The sequence below is a fragment of the Rhodococcus jostii NBRC 16295 genome, assembly GCF_001894825.1.
Taxonomy (GTDB): Bacteria; Actinomycetota; Actinomycetes; order Mycobacteriales; family Mycobacteriaceae; genus Rhodococcus_F; species Rhodococcus_F jostii.
The window spans coordinates 92264-110024 of sequence record NZ_BCWY01000001.1; the positions used below are offsets into that span (position 1 = coordinate 92264).

General features: G+C 61.5%; 13 protein-coding genes. All 13 read right to left on the reverse strand.

Annotated elements, in window-relative coordinates; translation table 11 throughout:
* Positions 1-418: 418 nt before the first annotated feature.
* Complete coding sequence (locus tag RJ1_RS00495) at positions 419-643, reverse strand: ferredoxin (protein ID WP_174694929.1); 225 nt, start codon at positions 641-643, stop codon at positions 419-421.
* Positions 640-1899: a cytochrome P450 gene (locus RJ1_RS00500; protein WP_073357942.1), complete on the reverse strand. Its 1260-nt coding sequence runs from the start codon at positions 1897-1899 to the stop codon at positions 640-642. The genes RJ1_RS00495 and RJ1_RS00500 overlap by 4 nt, the downstream gene beginning before the upstream one ends.
* A gap of 857 nt (positions 1900-2756) precedes the next feature.
* Positions 2757-2981, reverse strand: coding sequence for a hypothetical protein (locus RJ1_RS45700; RefSeq protein WP_143048791.1), 225 nt, complete (start codon positions 2979-2981; stop codon positions 2757-2759).
* A gap of 384 nt (positions 2982-3365) precedes the next feature.
* The gene (gene lpdA, locus RJ1_RS00505; protein WP_073357943.1) at positions 3366-4745 is read right to left on the reverse strand and encodes a dihydrolipoyl dehydrogenase; all 1380 of its coding nucleotides are present in this window, start codon (positions 4743-4745) and stop codon (positions 3366-3368) included.
* Between the two features lie 493 nt (positions 4746-5238).
* Complete coding sequence (locus RJ1_RS00510) at positions 5239-6579, reverse strand: dihydrolipoamide acetyltransferase family protein (RefSeq protein ID WP_073357944.1); 1341 nt, start codon at positions 6577-6579, stop codon at positions 5239-5241.
* A gap of 17 nt (positions 6580-6596) precedes the next feature.
* Positions 6597-7577, reverse strand: coding sequence for an alpha-ketoacid dehydrogenase subunit beta (locus RJ1_RS00515; protein WP_073357945.1), 981 nt, complete (start codon positions 7575-7577; stop codon positions 6597-6599).
* Positions 7577-8659 (reverse strand): pyruvate dehydrogenase (acetyl-transferring) E1 component subunit alpha, encoded by a 1083-nt coding sequence (gene pdhA, locus RJ1_RS00520; protein WP_073357946.1) that lies wholly within the window; start codon positions 8657-8659, stop codon positions 7577-7579. Before pdhA ends, RJ1_RS00515 begins: the two co-directional genes overlap by 1 nt.
* Positions 8660-9848: 1189 nt before the next feature.
* Positions 9849-11531: an FAD-dependent oxidoreductase gene (locus RJ1_RS00525; protein ID WP_073357947.1), complete on the reverse strand. Its 1683-nt coding sequence runs from the start codon at positions 11529-11531 to the stop codon at positions 9849-9851.
* 1471 nt (positions 11532-13002) lie between these two features.
* On the reverse strand, positions 13003-13311 hold the full coding sequence (locus RJ1_RS00535; RefSeq protein ID WP_143048792.1) for a hypothetical protein: 309 nt from the start codon (positions 13309-13311) through the stop codon (positions 13003-13005).
* A 132-nt stretch (positions 13312-13443) separates the two neighbouring features.
* Complete coding sequence (locus tag RJ1_RS00540) at positions 13444-14787, reverse strand: amidohydrolase family protein (RefSeq protein ID WP_143048793.1); 1344 nt, start codon at positions 14785-14787, stop codon at positions 13444-13446.
* A 32-nt stretch (positions 14788-14819) separates the two neighbouring features.
* Positions 14820-15698, reverse strand: a complete 879-nt coding sequence (locus RJ1_RS00545; RefSeq protein ID WP_073357951.1) for a fumarylacetoacetate hydrolase family protein — start codon at positions 15696-15698, stop codon at positions 14820-14822.
* On the reverse strand, positions 15695-16363 hold the full coding sequence (locus RJ1_RS00550) for a cyclase family protein (protein WP_073357952.1): 669 nt from the start codon (positions 16361-16363) through the stop codon (positions 15695-15697). The genes RJ1_RS00545 and RJ1_RS00550 overlap by 4 nt, the downstream gene beginning before the upstream one ends.
* Before the next feature lie 61 nt (positions 16364-16424).
* On the reverse strand, positions 16425-17654 hold the full coding sequence (locus RJ1_RS00555; protein ID WP_073357953.1) for an amidohydrolase family protein: 1230 nt from the start codon (positions 17652-17654) through the stop codon (positions 16425-16427).
* Positions 17655-17761 lie beyond the last annotated feature (107 nt).

Here is a 17761-nt window from a genome sequence, read left to right on the forward strand (position 1 = left end):
CCAGCTTCGACGTGGCGTCAACGCTACGCGCAGGACGCGCGCATGGTCCAGATAGCGGACCGGCGATGTGGTCGGCCTCTGGGTCGGGTTGCCTGTGATGACGCAAACCTTCGTCATCACAGGCAACCTCGATGTACCGGCGCGGTTCGAGCCGGCTGATGAAGAAACGACCACCATCCGGGACTTGGGTGTCTTCTCAGCCGTCGCCGTGAGACTCTGGTCATCGTCTGGATCGCAGAGTGTTTTCGGTTAGTTCCCGCTGGGAAGAGAATGGTCCAGGATCATCGCGTGATCTCCTCTACGTAACCTTTTGCTCGTTACTCACAGAAGTTCACGCGATGACTGCGTCCGATCCGCGAGCATGAAGAAATCGGCGTCGAGCAGGCGCGTGCTCCGACGGACGTAAGCACGCTCCCGATTACGTCAGCGTCCTCCCGTTCTCATCCTGAATTTCGATCGCGGCCATGGGACACACATTGTGTGCCCTCCGCAGATCGCTCAGTGGTGTTGTGGGGTGAGGATCGAGCAGCTTGACCCAGCCTCCGGTGTCCGCGCCGAACACGGTAGGCGCGACTCGTCGGCATCCACCGCTTGCCATGCACCTGTCTGGGTGGACCACCACCGTGACGGATTCATTGCTCACAGCCGGACCGGCCTAGTCTTCCAAGTCCGTGGCGAGTTCGAGTGGCTCGTCCGGAGCGCCGGTTCGCTTCCGGCGCTGAAATCTGGGTAGTGCTTCAGGAGATGCTCGAAGACTACAGCACCTTCCAGCCGCGCGAGCGGTGCGCCCACACAGAAATGAATGCCATGGAAGAATGTGAGGTGTTTGTTGTCCGGGCGGGAAATGTCGAACACGTCTGGATTGTCGAAGTGGCGGGGGTCCCGGTTAGCCGATCCCGGGCTGGGAAGCAGGACAGTTCCTTCCGGGATCACGTGATCGCCGAGTTGGGTTTCTCGAGTGGTCTTCCGGAACAGGAAGTGCAGCGGTGCCTCGTAACGCAGCATCTCCTCGATTGCCGTCGGCAGTTTGCTCGGGTCGGCGGTGAGCTCAGCGCGTGCTTCTGGATGGTCCAGTAGAATGGACAGCCCGTTGCCGATGAGGCTCGTGGTCGTCTCGTTACCAGCTGCAAGCAGGATGGTCAGCTGGGCTAGGAGTTCGACGTCCTGTAGATGGTCACCGTCCGTGGTTTCGGTGTGAACCAGCAGGGAGATCAGATCGTCGGTTGGTTCGGCGCGCCGTTCGTCAGCCAACTCCCTCAGGTAGTCCATGAGTTCGAGTGTCGTCGTGATCGCCTGGTCGCGGGCTTCGCCCACCACGGACGGGTCGAACGTCAGCGCGTACGCCAAGGACCAGGCTCGGAACTGACTGCGCTTCTGCTTGGGGACGCCGAGGATGGCCGCGATCAAGGCGACAGGCACGTCCGCGGCGAAGCCCGGCATGATGTCGATGTCGTCGCCGACGTGGTAGTTCTCCAGGAGTTCAGCAGTGACCTCTTCAACCAGCGGCCGCCAGGCTTGGATCGCCTGCGGGGTGAACGCGTGACGGAAGATAGATCGAATTCGTGTATGTACCGGCGGGTCGGAAAACATGAAGAGCCGCGAATTGTATTCAATGAATCGCCGGTGCTCGCTGTTGTCCGGGTCATGGAAGCTCTGCGGGGATTGCCAGAAGACGTCGCTCGAGAACAGGCCGGGATCGGAGCCGATCTTCCTTACATCTTCGTAGCGGAAGACCGCGTAGGCGTGCATGTCATCAGACCAGTGAATGCCATCGCCGAGCTCTCGCAGCTCTTCATACAGCGGGTACGGATCGGTTACAGATCCGCTGAACAGGGCATGTAGAAGCGCCGACGCGCGAGCACTTTCACTTTCGGTTTCACCCAGCGTTGTAGCGGACATCGAGGGCCTCCATCGTGTAGTCGTGGGCTGAACCCAAAGGATGACCCGCGTATGTGACCCACGCATCACCCTGGCCGGGTAGTCCGATCGACGGATGGAATCTCTGACCCCGTCGGCGCCGAGAGCTAGAGCTCCAGGGCAATGCGCCTAGCTGACGTTCCACGATTGTAGGGAGATCGACTTGTGGTCGAAGGGATACCGCGAGTATGTCGCGCCGGACCGTCAACTGCCTTAGACGAGTGGTGGAGAACCGGCACCACACTGGCGGCGCTACCACGACAAGAGCACGCGGCGAGCAGCTCCTTCGCGAGATGAACACGCCACCGGATGGACAAGGAGGCCACCGGATTCGGCTGGTCCCGGTCCGTGGGTTACCGCAGTGGGTTCTCCGAGGGTGGTGCGCACGTATGCAGCGAGAGGATGGGAATGGAATCGATTACGCGAACGAATGATTCCGCTGTTGCCGCGGAAGGTGCGGACGGTGTCCTGATATGTTCGTTAGAGGACTCGCCCGGACGCTCACGGGCAGGGACGGCTGTTGGCCCCAATCGGCCTGGACACAGCCTGCGGGCGCGGCACAGGCTGCGGAGGGAATGCCGGAACGATCACCCAGAGGGAAACCGACCTATGTGCGCCGTGATTCCGAGAGTATCCATCCCCGATAGGCATCTTGCGATCAGGCAACCACGTTGGTTCGAGACATCTGTTGCCATCGATATTTCATCATTCGCGGAGAGTGTTCTTGTTCAGGTCGCTCCCTGGCCACCGGCTTGGGCTCACCGTCGATCGTAAATTGCTCTCCGCCAATACCATGTTCCACGATCTTGGGATCCCGGAGGGATAGTGAGAGAACCCAACTATTCGAGCTCGATGGCGCCGAGGCGGTCAGTAGATTCCTCACCGCGAACGGAATTGAAGGATCCGAGGTTGGTAAGGTGTGGGAAGTCATCGCCTTGCGCATGCCCCCAGCGTCGTCGCGGCTCGACCACGAGATTTCCTTGGTGACGGCGGGAGTCGAGACTGATGCTCACGGCATTGTCCGCGAACAAGTTGGCCACGCTCGGCGCGGCCGAAGCATCCACGGATCTGCATCATCGCCATTGAGCCTGTAGTGGCCTGGACAATTCACGCCCGGCGCGCCGGCGGCGGAATCGGTGCGGTCGCCCACACATACTGAGACCGACGACTCTTCTACCGCCACTACCGGCGAGTTGAAGCCGGAGCTGAACCCCGCTCCATTGCCCTCGCCGTGTCCATCACGGCGTTGGGGACGACATCGGCAGTAATTCGGCTCACCTGATTGCCGTGGACAACGCATACCACAACGCCCGGCGCCCGCGGTCACCGAGGAAGGAGACAACCGACCTGCCATCCAATGTTGAGGCACTCCCGGCGCTTCGCGTGTACCCAATGGGCTGATCGGCCTTCGAAACTTCGCCCAGCAAGAAGAAGCCAGTGCGGCTGCGCTACTTGTGCGAATGCAATGGCTTGCCTGCCAATGTGAGGTGTACTTCGCCGAGAGCTTCGGCCTGTGTCGGATGTGCGTGAATGAGTGGGGCAACCTCTTCTGCGTAAGCCTCCCAGTTCACTACGAGTTGTGCTTCGCCGACCAAGTCTCCGACGCGTGCGCCGACCATGTGAATCCCTAAGATGGGCCCTGTACGCTCTTCTGAGCCGGATCGGATCACCTTCACGCCCCCGGCCGTCTTCAGGATCTGGCTCTTACCGTTTCCGGCCAGATCGTAGGTGGCGACGCTCACTTCGCCATGGCGATCTCGTGCTTGGCTCTCGGTGAGACCCACAGAAGCCACCTCTGGGTTCGAATAGGTAACACGCGGGATGTTGCTCTCCTCGACGCGATTTGGAGATAGACCGGCCACGTGTTCTGCAGCAAAGATCCCATGCTGAAATCCCCTATGCGCCAGCTGGGGTCCGGAAACAACGTCTCCGACGGCGTACACATCAGCGTGATTCGTGCGGAGATTCTCATCCACGACAACGAAACCGCGATCAAGCGCAACACCCGAGTCCTCGAAACCTGTATCAGTGGTGTTGGGAGCACGACCGACCGCGATCAGCAGTACATCGGCATCGATAGTCTCTCCGGTCTCGAGGTTGACGATCACGCCGGTCTCTGTCTCTTGAACACCCGCGAACTTTGACCCAGTCTTCACGACGATTCCGCGTTTTCGGAACGCTCGCTCGATCTGCCTCGACGACCATTCGTCCTCGCCGGCCAACAGTCGCGGAAGTGCCTCGACAACAGTCACTTGGGCGCCGAAGGATGCCCATATGCTCGCGAACTCGACCCCGATCACTCCGCCGCCGAGCACAACGGCCCGTGCTGGCACCGCCTCGAGGGCGAGAGCCTGATCGCTGGTAAACACTCTCTCGGAGATACCCAAACCGGGCAACATCCGGGGGTAGGAGCCCGTAGCCAAGACAATGGCACGTCCGGTGTATGTTTGCTCGCCGACTACGACTGTCTTGTCTCCGACATAGTGGCCTCGGCCTTCGACATAGTTGATGTCGTGATTCTTGACCAACCCCTGAAGTCCCTTGTAGAGCTTCGAGACGACATCATCCTTGTAGGAGGTAACGGCGGCCATATCGATTCCATCGAAGGTAGCCTTCACGCCAAAAATTTCGCTTTCGCGGGCCGAGTCGGCGACTTCGGCTGCGTGAAGGAGTGCCTTAGTCGGAATGCATCCGCGATGCAGGCATGTTCCTCCTACCTTGTTCTCGTCAATCAAGGTAACGGACATGCCAAGTTGTGCCGCTCGGAATGCGCAGGCGTAACCCCCGGAACCGCCTCCGAGGATCAGCATATCCGTCGAGTTGGTCATGACGTCGCTCCTTGTAAGTATGTTGCGGTCTAGTGTTTTTGAACGTGAAGACCCCGGCTCGGGTGGAAACGGACACGCCCGAGCCGGGGGAGTATTCCCATTGGTGGGGAGATCGCGATAGCTGCTGGTTCAGGCGGATCGGCTGTCGTCTTCGATTAGTGCGACATGTCGACGAATCGGCCACGCCGCCGAGGGACCGTCCTGGAACTCGTAGCCACGATCGGCCTCGCGAAACGGCCAGACATCGGTAACGCCGTCACTGAACTCGACCATCCAGCATGGACGCCCGAGCGAAGGCACAACCGCGACAATGGTGGCCCACCGGGCGTACGCCCAGTGGCTCCGGTAGGTTGTCCGGATGAGTTGCCCGATGCGACTACGTGGGTCTGCTGACGTCAGATCGTCCGGCGATGTACGGGAGTTCATTCTGCTTTCCTTCCAAAAGTCCGTCGTTGCGTCCGCGGCCATGCGGGGATCTCCGATCTGGGTTCGGCTAGCTGAGCGCTATCAGTTGCAGTGGGTCGGACAGCATCGCAGCGATGTCGGAGAGGAACCGCGAACCCTGTTCGCCGTCAACGAGCCGGTGGTCGAAGGACAGGCTCAACGTGGTCACCGAACGCAGCGCAACTTCGCCCTCGAATTCCCAGGGCTGCTTGCGGATCGCGCCGAAGCAGAGGATGGCGGCCTCTCCGGGGTTGAGAATCGGGGTCCCCGCGTCTACGCCGAAAACCCCGACGTTGGTAATGGTGATCGTGCCGCCGGCCAGATCTGCGGGGCTCGTCTTGCCTTCCTTCGCCGTGCGGGTTAGTTCAACGAGCGACTTGGCGAGATCACGCAGGCCGAGGCGATCGGCGTCCTTGATGTTGGGGACCATCAGCCCCCGGGGCGTTGCTGCCGCGATGCCGAGGTTGACGTAGTGTTTGGTGACTATTTCCTGAGCGTGCTCGTCCCAGTAGCTGTTCAGACTCGGGTTGTCGCGTAGCGCGACTACCAGTGCCTTTGCCACCAGCGCCAGAGGGGTGAGTTTGATATCGGCGAACGCTTGACTCGCGCGGAGGTTGCTGAGCAGCTCGACGGTGCGCGTGATGTCGAAGGTGATGAACTCGGTGACATGTGGAGCAGTGAAGGCGCTTCGAACCATTGCATCGGCGGTGTGCCTGCGCACTCCCTTGACCGGTGTCCGGGTCTCCGTCGTCTGGCCCGCTACGGCCGGAAGTGTTGCCGGGCCGGCCTTCGCCATGACACTCGGTGCATCTGTGTGGGCTGCCTCGTAGCCGAGTACGTCTGAGCGGGTGATACGCCCGTCCGGACCGGTGCCCGAGACCGCGGCCAAGTCGATCCCCTTCTGCTTCGCGAGGAAGCGAACCGGAGGTTTTGCCGCAGGTCGCTCCGTGCCACGCTCAACCGATGCGGTTGCCGAGGTTGGGTTGGCAGGCGCGTCCTCCTGGGGACGGCGCTTGCCGCGTCGGCGGCTGGCGGAGGCGCCGCTGACGCCGTACCCAACGAGGACCGGCACCCGCTCTTCCGCCTCGTGGCCTCGGGCTTCCTGGTCCTGCGGATCTGCGCCGGCCGAGGGGGCGAGCTCGGCTGTATTACCGACGGAGATCTCGATGATCGGCGCGCCGACCTCCATCGTCGTACCCTCAACAGCTTTGAGAGCCACGACGGTGCCGGCATAGGGGGACGGCAGTTCGACGCTCGCCTTGGCCGTCTCGACCTCCGCGATAATCTGGTTGAGCTCGATCGTGTCGCCGACTTTGACGAGCCACGAGATCAGCTCGGCTTCAGTGAGACCTTCGCCGAGATCTGGCAGTTGAAAGCTCTCGACAGACATGGATTCGGTCCTTTGGCTCAGGCGGCGATGGCGCGGTCGACGGCGTCGAGGATGCGATCGGGATCGGGGAGGAAATGCTCTTCGAGCTTCGCGGGCGGATACGGGATTGCGAATCCGCCCACCCGCAGGACCGGTGACTGGAGATGATAGAAGCATCGCTCGGAGATCCGGGCCGCGATCTCAGCGCCGATGCCCATGAAGACGGACGCTTCGTGTGTGACGATCAGTCTCCCCGTCTTTCGTACCGACGCTTCGACCGTGTCGAGGTCGAGGGGAGAGATTGACCGAAGATCGATCACCTCGATCGAAGTGCCCTCCGCCGCCGCGATCTTCGCGGCCGCTAATGCGGTGGTCACCAAGGGGCCGTACGCGACGACTGTGGCGTCGCTACCCTCGACGATGGTTCGCGCTTTGTGCAGTGGGAAGGAATCGAGTGATGCGGACTCGTTGGCTTCACTCTTCTCCCAGTACCGGCGCTTTGGTTCGAAGAACAGCACTGGATCGTCGGACGCGATGGCCTGTCGGATCATCAAGTTGGCATCCGCTGCGTTGCTGCACGAGACAACTCGCAGACCAGCGGTATGAGCGAAGTACGCCTCCGGGGATTCGGAATGGTGCTCGATCGCTCCGATTCCGCCGCCGTACGGGACCCGAATTGTGATCGGCATCTTGACGTTGCCGCTCGTCCGGGAATGCAACTTGGCGACCTGCGACACGATCTGGTCGAACGCCGGGTAGACGAAACCATCGAATTGGATTTCACAGACCGGACGGAAACCACGCATGGCCAATCCCACAGCTGTGCCGATGATTCCGGACTCGGCAAGGGGCGTGTCGATGACGCGGTTCTGTCCGAAGTCCTTCTGAAGCCCGTCGGTAACGCGGAAGACCCCGCCAAGCTTTCCGATGTCCAGGCCGAGGAGGACGACTCTTGGATCGTCTTCCATCGCCTTCCTGAGCCCGGAATTGAGCGCCTTGACAATGGGTAGTGTCGTCATCAGTGTTGTCCTTCCAGGCTGGCGAGATAGTCGGCGTAGGCCGAGCGCTCCTCATCGATCAGTGGATGAGGTTCGGCGTAGACATCGTCGAACATGGTCATCGGCAACGGTTCAACAGTTTCGAGGCAACCGCGTCGAAGGTCGACAGCCGTGGAGTCCGCTCGGCGTTTGACCTTCGCGAGGAAGTCGTCGTCGATCAGACCTTCGCGTTCGAGCAGCGCGCGAACTCTATCGATCGGGTCCTTTGCCTTCCACTCGTCGTCGAGGGCTGATGGACGGTACCGGGTCGGATCATCGGAGGTCGTGTGGGGTCCCATCCGGTAGGTGAAGGCCTCGATGAGGGTAGGCCCGCTGCCTTCCTTTGCCCGTGCGAGTGCATGGCGAGTGACGGCGAGTACGGCCAGAACGTCGTTTCCGTCGACGCGAATGCTCGGTATGCCGTATCCACTTCCCCGTTGCGCAATCGTCACATTGCTTTGCAGGGATACAGGTTCCGAGATCGCCCACTGGTTGTTCTGGCAGAAGAACACCACCGGAACGCGGAAACTGGAGGCGAAGCCGAAGGCCTCCGAGATGTCACCCTGGCTCGATGCGCCGTCGCCGAAATAGGTGATGACGGCGCTGTCGTCACCGTCGAAGGTCAATCCCAATGCGTAACCTGTCGCATGCAGTGCCTGGGAACCTACGATGATCTGCGGGGTTGTCATCCGGTGTTCGAAGGGGTTCCACCCAGAATGCGTCGAGCCACGCCAATAACGGAGCATCTGCGTCGGGTCGACACCGCGGCAGTACCCGACACCGTGTTCGCGGTAGCTTGCGAAGACAAAGTCCTGATCGTCTAGTGCGCGCGCCGACCCGATCTGAGCCGCTTCCTGGCCTCTCAGGGGTACCCACAGGCCCAGCTCGCCCTGTCGTTGCAACGCGGTCGCCTCGGCGTCGATACGCCGCACCACAACCAGGTCTTCGTACAGGGATCTCAGGGCATCCGGAGTTACGTCTGCGACCAACTGTGAGAACTCGGGATGCTCTACACGCTCCCCATTCGGGGTGATCAGTTGTACTAATTCGTGGCTGTTAGGCATCGGATCCTCCGACGGGCCTGTCTGTCCCCTGGGTAGCCGTGCCGGATGCCGTTGCCGGCTTGGCGAACAAGTTCACGCTGGGTCCCTTCGTCTGTGATTCCGCCTCGCTTACTCATCTCGGCACGGACAGCGCGCGTGTTTGCCCGGGATCGGAGGTGGGTCGGGTCGTTGCCACCAGCCTGGTCTCTGGCAGCGCTTTGCGGCATCCCCCGGACCGGGTAGTTTCTCGCAGGACAGCTGTCGGCGGCGGCGGAATCCGGCTGCGGTACGACCGTGTGGCGCCGCAGATCGAGTCGCATCACCTCCGACCTCACCTCCGCGCGGTGGTGCACTGCAGCGCTATTGCAAACCGATCGTCAGACGCGTTTGTCAGTGCGCAGTCTCAAGCAAGGGGGTCGATCCACGGACTGGCTCGGTGGTCATGGAACTTGGATAGACCATAGATCTGGAGCTGAAACCGGGTCCCGTCCGCCGTTCGCCAACTCATCGTGGGTACCAGTTGAACGCGGGCAGTTGTTCCTGTTACGTGGCGGCGGGCCGCGACAGGGCTGGGTAAAGCTGGGTCCATGTCCGAAGGTGAACAGTGGAAGTGTCGAATGGGGTGTCTTCCTTCGACTGATCGACGGCTTCCTCGCTTGATGGCAGATCGAACGGCAGAGTCCCGGGCAGGGTGGCAAAGCCGACAACGGCATCGAGCAGAGTCCGATCGGATGAGCCGAATTCTCCTCATCTGCAACAAAGGTCATCACGTTCCCCGCGGCGACGCAGGGACCCGCTGGGTGAGTTTACCTTCGGGTGCAATTAGGCTTCTGATGGCTTCCTGGGACGTGGGAGCACGGTTGAAGTCACCGCCAACCCCTACTGGCGATTCCTTCCTCGGGTCAACGTCGAAGCCAGCGAGAATTCCCTGGTCTGTCGATATCGCTCTGGGATCACAATCATCACGACGGTGGAGCGTCATCCGCGGCACCCCCGGTGGACTCGTCCCCGGCGTTTCTGCGACTCACATGTGATCGGGCGCGCGCTCCGGAGAGAAACAACACGCCCAACGAACTGCGGCGAACCGCAGCCCCTCACGGGGCGGGATACGGCGGTCGTACGACCGTGCGTTCTCCCACCCCGTTCAGCAACCACTCGGCGTAGTACGGGCAGGCGCACGCAGACATGCTCTGCGGCGGATTCGTCCCGATTAGCGTTGTGCGACCTCGACCATCGATCCGATAGTGGTGAGCTTGGTACGCGGTCGCCCAGACTCGATGCCGAGTTGGCGCTCGGCGTTGTCGATGGCCGCCCATCCCCTGGCATCGACCACGTCTGGCTGACGCTCGCTAATGAGTCTGTCCAGATCCGCACGTCCCTTGACGGACCTGGTCAGCTTCTTGGCCGCAACGTCCTCGAGCAGCAGTGCGACGGTGTCCCTGGCACACTTCTTATTAGTGCCGATCACCCCGGAGGGCCCCCGCTTGATCCACCCTGCCGTGTAGACGCCGGTCAGTGGCTCGTCCGTCTGCGGGTCGATGACTCGCCCTCTCTCGTTGGGGATCGTGCCGCGGGCTTCATCAAAGGGGATAGCAGGCACGCGAGCACCGTGATAGCCGATCGAACGCAGCACCAGATTCGTCGAGATAGTCTCCGTCTCGCCAGTCGGGCAGGCCCGAAGTTTCCCCTCGGAATCCTCGATCAGCGCGTTGTGAACGATGCGCAGACCCTCCACCTGCCCCGCGCCGAGCACCTCGGTGGGAGAAGACAAGAACCGAAGGACGATCCGCCTGTTACCGGGATGCCCGGTGCGTTCCGAGAACTCCTGCGCCAGATTGACCTTGAGGATCATCTGGGGGTCCGCATCCGGGTCTTCGATCCGGGCCTGGCTGTGCTCATCCAGTGTGGCCTCGGTGGGGTCGACGATGACGTCGACGCCTTTGAGGTGGGCGAGGGCGAGGAATTCGGGGTTTGTGTAGGCGGCTTGGGCGGGGCCTCGTCGTCCGATGACGACGACCTCGCGGATGTTGCTCTGACGCAGGGCTGTGAGGGCGTGTTCGGCGATGTCGGTGCGGGCGAGGTCGTCCGGGTCGGTGACGAGGATGCGGGCGACGTCGAGGGCGACGTTTCCGTTGCCGACGATGACGGCGCGTTCGCCGGTGAGGTCGAATTGTCGTTCGGCGTAGTCGGGGTGTCCGTTGTACCAGGCGACGAAGTCGGTTGCTGCGTGGCTCCCGGGGAGGTCTTCACCGGGTACGCCGAGACGGCGGTCGCTGGAGGCACCGACGGCGTAGATCACAGCGTGGTGGTGGGCCATCAGTTCGGTGTGGGTGAGGTGGGTGCCGATTTCGACGTTGAGGTGGAATTGAAAGGCGGGGTTGGAAATAGTTTTGGTGAAGATGTCGGTGACGGCTTTGGTGCCGGGGTGGTCGGGGGAGACGCCGGCGCGGACGAGACCCCACGGGGTGGGGAGGCGGTCGAACATTTCGACCTCGACCGTTTTGCCTGCGAGGGTGATGAGGTGTTCGGCGGCGTAGCATGCTGCTGGTCCTGAGCCGACGATGGCGACCCGCCATGGTGTGTCTTGTGCGGGGACGGGTGCGGTTTTGCTGGGCGGTAATGCGGTGAATTCGAGGGGGTATCTGTCGAAGTAGTCGGCGTTGATTGTCTGGTAGCGGCTGTTGGGTTCGGTGAGTGCGTCTTCGGGGAAGATCGCGTCTACGGGGCAGGCCTCGGCGCAGGCGCCGCAGTCGATGCATGAGCCCGGGTCGATGTAGAGCATCTCGGCGGTGGTGAACAATGGGTCGTCCGGGGTCGGCCGAATACAGTCGACCGGGCACACTGCGATGCAGGACGCATCGTTGCAACAGGGCTGGGTAATCACATACGCCATGGGGTCCTCATCGATCGACTGTTCCGGGGCGGCTTCCCTCAGCGGCGCTGGGGATGTGGCAGGTTGGGGGAGTCTGCGGCGGCTATCGAATGTTCGTATGGTGACCACCTGATCGGGTGCCAGTTTGCCGCCATGCTGAGCCGGCACCCCGATTGACCGTGCGTCGTTGTGCAGGTTCGCCATGAACTTTCCGCCCTACAAGGCCGATATCAGTATTCGATTCGCCGATTCACGGATCATCCATCAGGGCAGAAGCATTCAGCTGACATCGACTCTCCGGGTGCGACTACTCGGTGCGCCGCGATGATCTGGTTGTGCGCGGCGGACGATCTTCGTGATGCCCACGATCCGATTCAGTCTCTTGATCACGAACGCTGCGCTGAGGTTGGGAGCGAGATCGAACGTGATCGTCAGTGTTCGACCATCCGGATTACCGACCGAATCTCGAGAGGAAAGTCGCGTGATTTCGAGACCATGACGCCAAAACAGCACGCTGATGCGAGCAATCACTCCAGGGGGGTCGACACATTCGATTGTGATGGATTCCTGAGTCTCAGGGGGCATTCCCTACCTCTTCGTGTGGAGATTCGCTAAGCCAGAGTCACTCATGAGAGCCCTTTGATGGGATGCTCCGATCGGAACCAAGTTGCCACGGCAGGATGGCGGTCCACGCCGTCACGGTGTGACGCCCTCGCTGTCGGCCCCATGCCATGCGGATCTCAGCCGGTTGATTCTTCGATCGAAGTGATCAGAGGCGGGCACAGCAGTCCTCACGTCGAAGGTGGGTTGCGCCGCGTGGGTGATACATCCCCGAGGCGGAAAGTCAGCGTTCTTCGGCAGACCTTCAGTGTGACGGCAGACACAGCGTGATGGCATCACCCGAGTCGGGTAGTTCTCCCGTGGCCTACAGCGAAATCACGATCAGCGTGGCGGCCTAGATGACGGCACCCTGCCACGCAATGAGGGTGACATTGCAAACTGATCGCGGCGCAGCCCGACAGTCAGCCAACCGGACAATGTGTGTCAACGAAAGAACTGAACCGCCACGAAACCATCGAGGCGGTAGGTCCGCGGGCAGATACCATTGGGAGGCGCTACGCCGGGTGCTCAGGCCCCCAGCGATTCATCTACTCGAACGGCACTCGCCGGAACGTGTCGAGATCGCTTTTCCCTGAGCCCACGAATAATTGCGGCGTCGTCGGATTGAGGGTGAATCGACGATGTTGGTGCAGGTTCAGGCTCGAGTCCTTCGTCTGTTCCATCACACGGTTGAATCCCGGCCCTTGACGCCATTCGGCTCCGCGGAACCCTATCGACAAGATCATGGTGAGTCGCGAGCGATGTTCGCGCGCCTTGTATCCCTAGAAGCCGCAGCGCGCTCCAACGCAGATTGAGGGACATCTGATGGGAGGCTCAAGTGCCATCGCAGGTTCCGACATCGATGCACCCAGGCACCCGTCGGCTGTGCCGGTCACACCTCGACCGACGCGATGCCCGGCGTCTCAACCAAGAAGTCGGCCAGCGCGTCGGTCGAGCGGTCCACCACCGCGTGGACACGCGGCGAATGTTTGCCTGGGCTGGGCGCCTTATTGATCACGGCGTCGGCGCCCGGGACCGCCGTACCCGTACGAACGACCGCGACGACGGCGCTGACAAGAGAGCCAATCGCACACTCGGCCCGGTGTACGCCTGCCACTGCGAGTTCTGCCGTCGGTGTACCCGTCCAGTAGTCGGATCCAGATGTCGGTAGGCCCACCATGAGCCGCTCCCCGGAAGTCACACACGAACGTTGGATTCATGCGTGACCCTCCGCGGACGGTCGGATCGTCAAAGGTAAACCGTCAGTCGCCCAGCCGTTCACGCGAGATGGCATCGACGCGAGACACCTCGCGTGAACCGTGGCCGTGCACACTCAACCAGCAGCCTCTGCGAGTAGCCGATCCTGGCAGGCGCGGGCCGTGGCGGCCAGCGCGTCCGTGTCGGTAGCGAGCAATTCGCCACCACGCATGAGCAGGCGCCCGTCTGCGATGACCGTGTCGACATTGGAGGGTTGGGCGGCCAGAACGACCAGCTCGAGTGGATCCTTTCCGGGGGCGAGGTTGAGATCGCTCATCCGGATGAAGATCAGATCTGCTCTCTTGCCGACGCTGATGGACCCGACCAGATGGTCCAGCCCGAGATCGCGGGCACCATCGATGGTGGCCATCTCCATCACGCGGCGGGCCGAAACGATCTTGCTTCCCGTCCGAGCTGCTTCGGTGGCCACCAGCACCCGCATCTGCGAAAACATGTCAGCGTTCGTCGGAAAGGCGGTGGTGTCGATGGACAGGCTCACCGGCACGCCGGCTTCGAGCAGTTCGGTGAGTTGAGGGAAACCCATGCTACGCATCTCGGTGATCGGGCTGAGCGACACTCGGGTTCCGGTTTCGGCCAGGGCCGCGATGTCCTCGGTGCTGGCATGGATCGCATGCACAACCTGCAGATCCGGTCCGAGCAACCCCAGATCCCCGAGACGTGTCAGACCGCAGTTCTTACAACCCTCCTCGCGGAGGCAGCGATCGCAGTGCATCGTCATGGGCAGCCCAAGTTCGCGTGCCGCGGCCCATTCGGTTTCGTACACCTGCGGAGGCGTACGGTAGGGCCCCCGGACCGCAACGCCGATGTTGATCCGCCCATCGGTTCGCTGGGCATCCCAGAAGTCGACAACTCGACGCAGATCTTCGAGATCCATCAACTCGTCTTCCGGACACGAATCCTTGGGACCGTATGAAAATACTCCGCGGAGTCCAGAATCGAGCTGCGCTTGGATGTTGAGATCCGCGTCGGCGCTGCTGCGCACGTTGTGGTCCCAGTTGTGGACCGTGGTGATCCCCGACTTGGTCGCTTCTGCAAGCGCAAGCCGCGCCGACCAATAGAAGTCGGCCAACTCGTATTTTCCGCCCAATGCTCGTTTGACGGTGAAATAGTCCTCACCCGTCTCATCTCGGACGAGGCCGCGAAGCAGACTGTTCCATAGGTGCCAGTGGGTATCGATCAGGCCTGGTAGGACTGTCATCCCACTGGCATCGATAAGCTCTCCGACGATGGGAAGATCGCGCCCTACACCGACGATCTGTCCGTTTCGAATGTGGATGTCGGCGTCGAGCATGTCGCCGAATGCCGGATCCATCGAGACGATGTTGGCGTGCTTGATCGTGAACTCTGGACGCGGTGGAAGTGTCACGGGCTCTGGGGTGAAGGTTGATTCGGTCGTCACGGGCACCTCTCAAAGATTGACGAACAGACTTGCTATAGGGCGGCGACGACGTTGCTGAGCACGCCGATTTGTTCGATCTCGACTGTGACTTGCTGACCCACCTCGAGAAAGCCGAGCCCGGGGGCGGTCTTTCCCCAGGCGACGCCCTGCGGTGTACCGGTGGCAATGATGTCGCCCGGCTCCAAAGTCGTTCCCTGGCTCAAGTCCACGATGAGGCTGACGATGTCGAAGATCATGTTCTTGGTCGTATCATCCTGACGAACCTTGCCGTCCACCGCTGTGGTGATCCGAAGATTCTGCGGATCGACAATGTCCGCCGCCGAAATAATCCATGGACCACATGGTGCGTAGGTATCTGCACCCTTTCCACGGAACCATTGACCGTGGCTCTGCTGAACGTCTCGAGCGGTGACGTCGTTGACGATCGTGTAGCCGAACACGTGGTCGAGTGCGGCAGACGGCGAGATGTTGCGGCCTCCTCGCCCGATGACGATCGCGAGTTCACCCTCGTAGTCGAGCTCGGAGGTGAAGGCTCGGTCATAGACAATGCCACTGTCATGACCGGTGAGTGCCGTGTGAGGCTTACTGAACCAGGTTGGGTACGCCGGGATCGTGAACTCCGTCAACCCCTCTGCCGCAGCACCTTCCTTGACATGCTCCACATAATTCTTCCCGACACAGAAGATGTTCTTCGGTGGGTTCAGAATCGGAGCCAGCAAGGTGACCGAACCCGTCAGCACCGACGAAGCGGCAAGTGCTGTCAATTCTGTTTCAGTCAAAGGACTGTGGATCAATGACAGAACATCGACTGCGTCGGCGCGGCCCGGTAGAACACGAATCGGTGCGTAACCGTCGTCAGTCACCAACGCCGCGGAGGTGCTGTCATTCCACTTGATTGTCGCAAGCTTCACGGAGTCACCAACGCAAACAGTCGAGCGGTGGCGCCATCCAGGCCGCTGAACTTGTAGAACGCGGGATAGATCCTCGCGGACCTGCCGCGGAGGGCGGCGAGGTTGGTGGCGTGTTCGACGAGGTAGATGCCGGCGCCCAGGAGAATCCGGTGGACCACGAATTCCTCGGATGTGAAGTCGTGGTTTCGAGCGCAGTATTCCTCGAAGAAGTCGAACACAACAGCCTTGGGTTTACGCTCGGCCAGCCAGTGCGCCGCGGACTCGTGTAGCCACGGTGATTGTGTGTAGTAGTCCGGGAAGTTTCCCCACATCTCATCGCTCCAGCCGGTGCGGAGAACTGCGACTTCCCCAGCCGCCAGGCCGGGGTTCGCGGCTTCGAGATCGACGTCGGTGACTGCCTCGGTTGCCGCCTTCTGCAGATCGAACAAGGCGACGTGGCCGCAGATGTCAGGAAGTTCGACTTCGCCAGTGTGCTTGCCATCGGCGTAGCAGTGCAGGGGGGTGTCGATGTGGGTGCCGGTATGGACACTCTGGTGAACCGAGCTGACCTGCCAGAATCCGGGTCCTCTTCGGAATGTCTCGATGCCGACCTTGACGTTCGTCGAAGGCGGGCCCACCGTGTCGGCGTCGACCTCGACGCTGAGATCGACCAGTCGGGTGTTCACGATGCTTCTCCTTGTGTTGGTGCGGGTGTGCAAAGGGATGGCTCAAGGATGCGGTCGGTAGCTACACGCCGGTGGCGGGTGCGTATGAGGCGCGATCGACTGCCGTGCGTCGCACGAGTCGTCCTCGGCGAAAGACGAGACGGTCCTCGGTGCCGGACGCCATCGCCGCGCGAAGTGATGGTGCACGAATAGCAACCAGGTCGGCGGGGTAGCCCGGCGCGACGCGCACCTCGGGCAGGCGCATGACGGCACGCCCGCCGCGGCTGACCAGCTCGTAGGCTTCGTCGACGGTGAGATGGCCGGCAATCACCAGGAGCCGTGCGGTGCGCAGCGGGTCCCCACATCCGACCGGGTTGAACGGGTCCCCGTTGTTGTCACTACCGCCCGCGAGAGTGACGCCGGCACGCTTCAGCGCGCGCAGAGCGGTGATGCCACGCGGCTGCGCTGAGACTATTCCCCGTCCCTGAAGGTGCAGATTGCTCTGCGGCATCGTGATGATGTCGATCCCAGCGCCGGCAACCGCACTGCTAGCCTCGATCTGGACGGTCTCGGGGCACATCCCCAGGCTCACACAATGACTGGCGGCAACGGGCTGGTTCAGGTTCTCGCGCCGCTGGGCAGCAAGCTCCGCCAACATGCTTGTTGGGTAGAGGTTCTCATCAAGGTGAAGGTCGACAGGACAATCGAACTCGGCGGCAAGCCCGAGGCAAATTGCAATATGTTCGGTCGGGTCCGGGTCGAGCTCCGGTGCGCCTCCTACGACGTCTACTCCGATTCTCAACGCCTCGCGCACGCGTTCTCGGTTTGCCGAATCGCTTTTCCCGGTCAGTGGATAGGCCAAGGAGCACACTTGGATGTCGATCAGATCTCGGTAGTCATCTCGCAGTCGGACGAGGGCGCGTACGGCCTTCATCTCGATTCCCGGTCCGACATCCGCGTGCGTGCGAATGGCCGTGACTCCGAAGGCTAAGGCGGCCTCTGCCATCTCGGAAGCGCGTAAGTAAATGTCTTTCTCGGTCAGCGTGCGACGGAACTTCGACCATGCGTTGATTGCGCCCATGAGGTCGCCGGAAGAATTCGACACCAGATCGGCACTGTTCGCCTTGTCGAGATGCGTGTGTGCGTCGACCATTGCGGGTAGCAGCACGTACCCCTCGAGGTCGATGACTTCCTCGAGCGCCTCGGAGCTGACGGACCCCACCGGCGCCACGGTTTCGATGTTCCTTCCGCTCAAACGCACATCAGCCGCGGACCCGTCACCAAGGATCGCTCCACGAAGCAGAATCACCACGGCTCACCTCCTCGCCAAGTTAGTCGATGCCAATGGCGGTCAATCGACTGCACGTCACTGGATTGCGTTCCCTTCATAGGGTGAACGCAAGGTCTGGTGGTCGCATC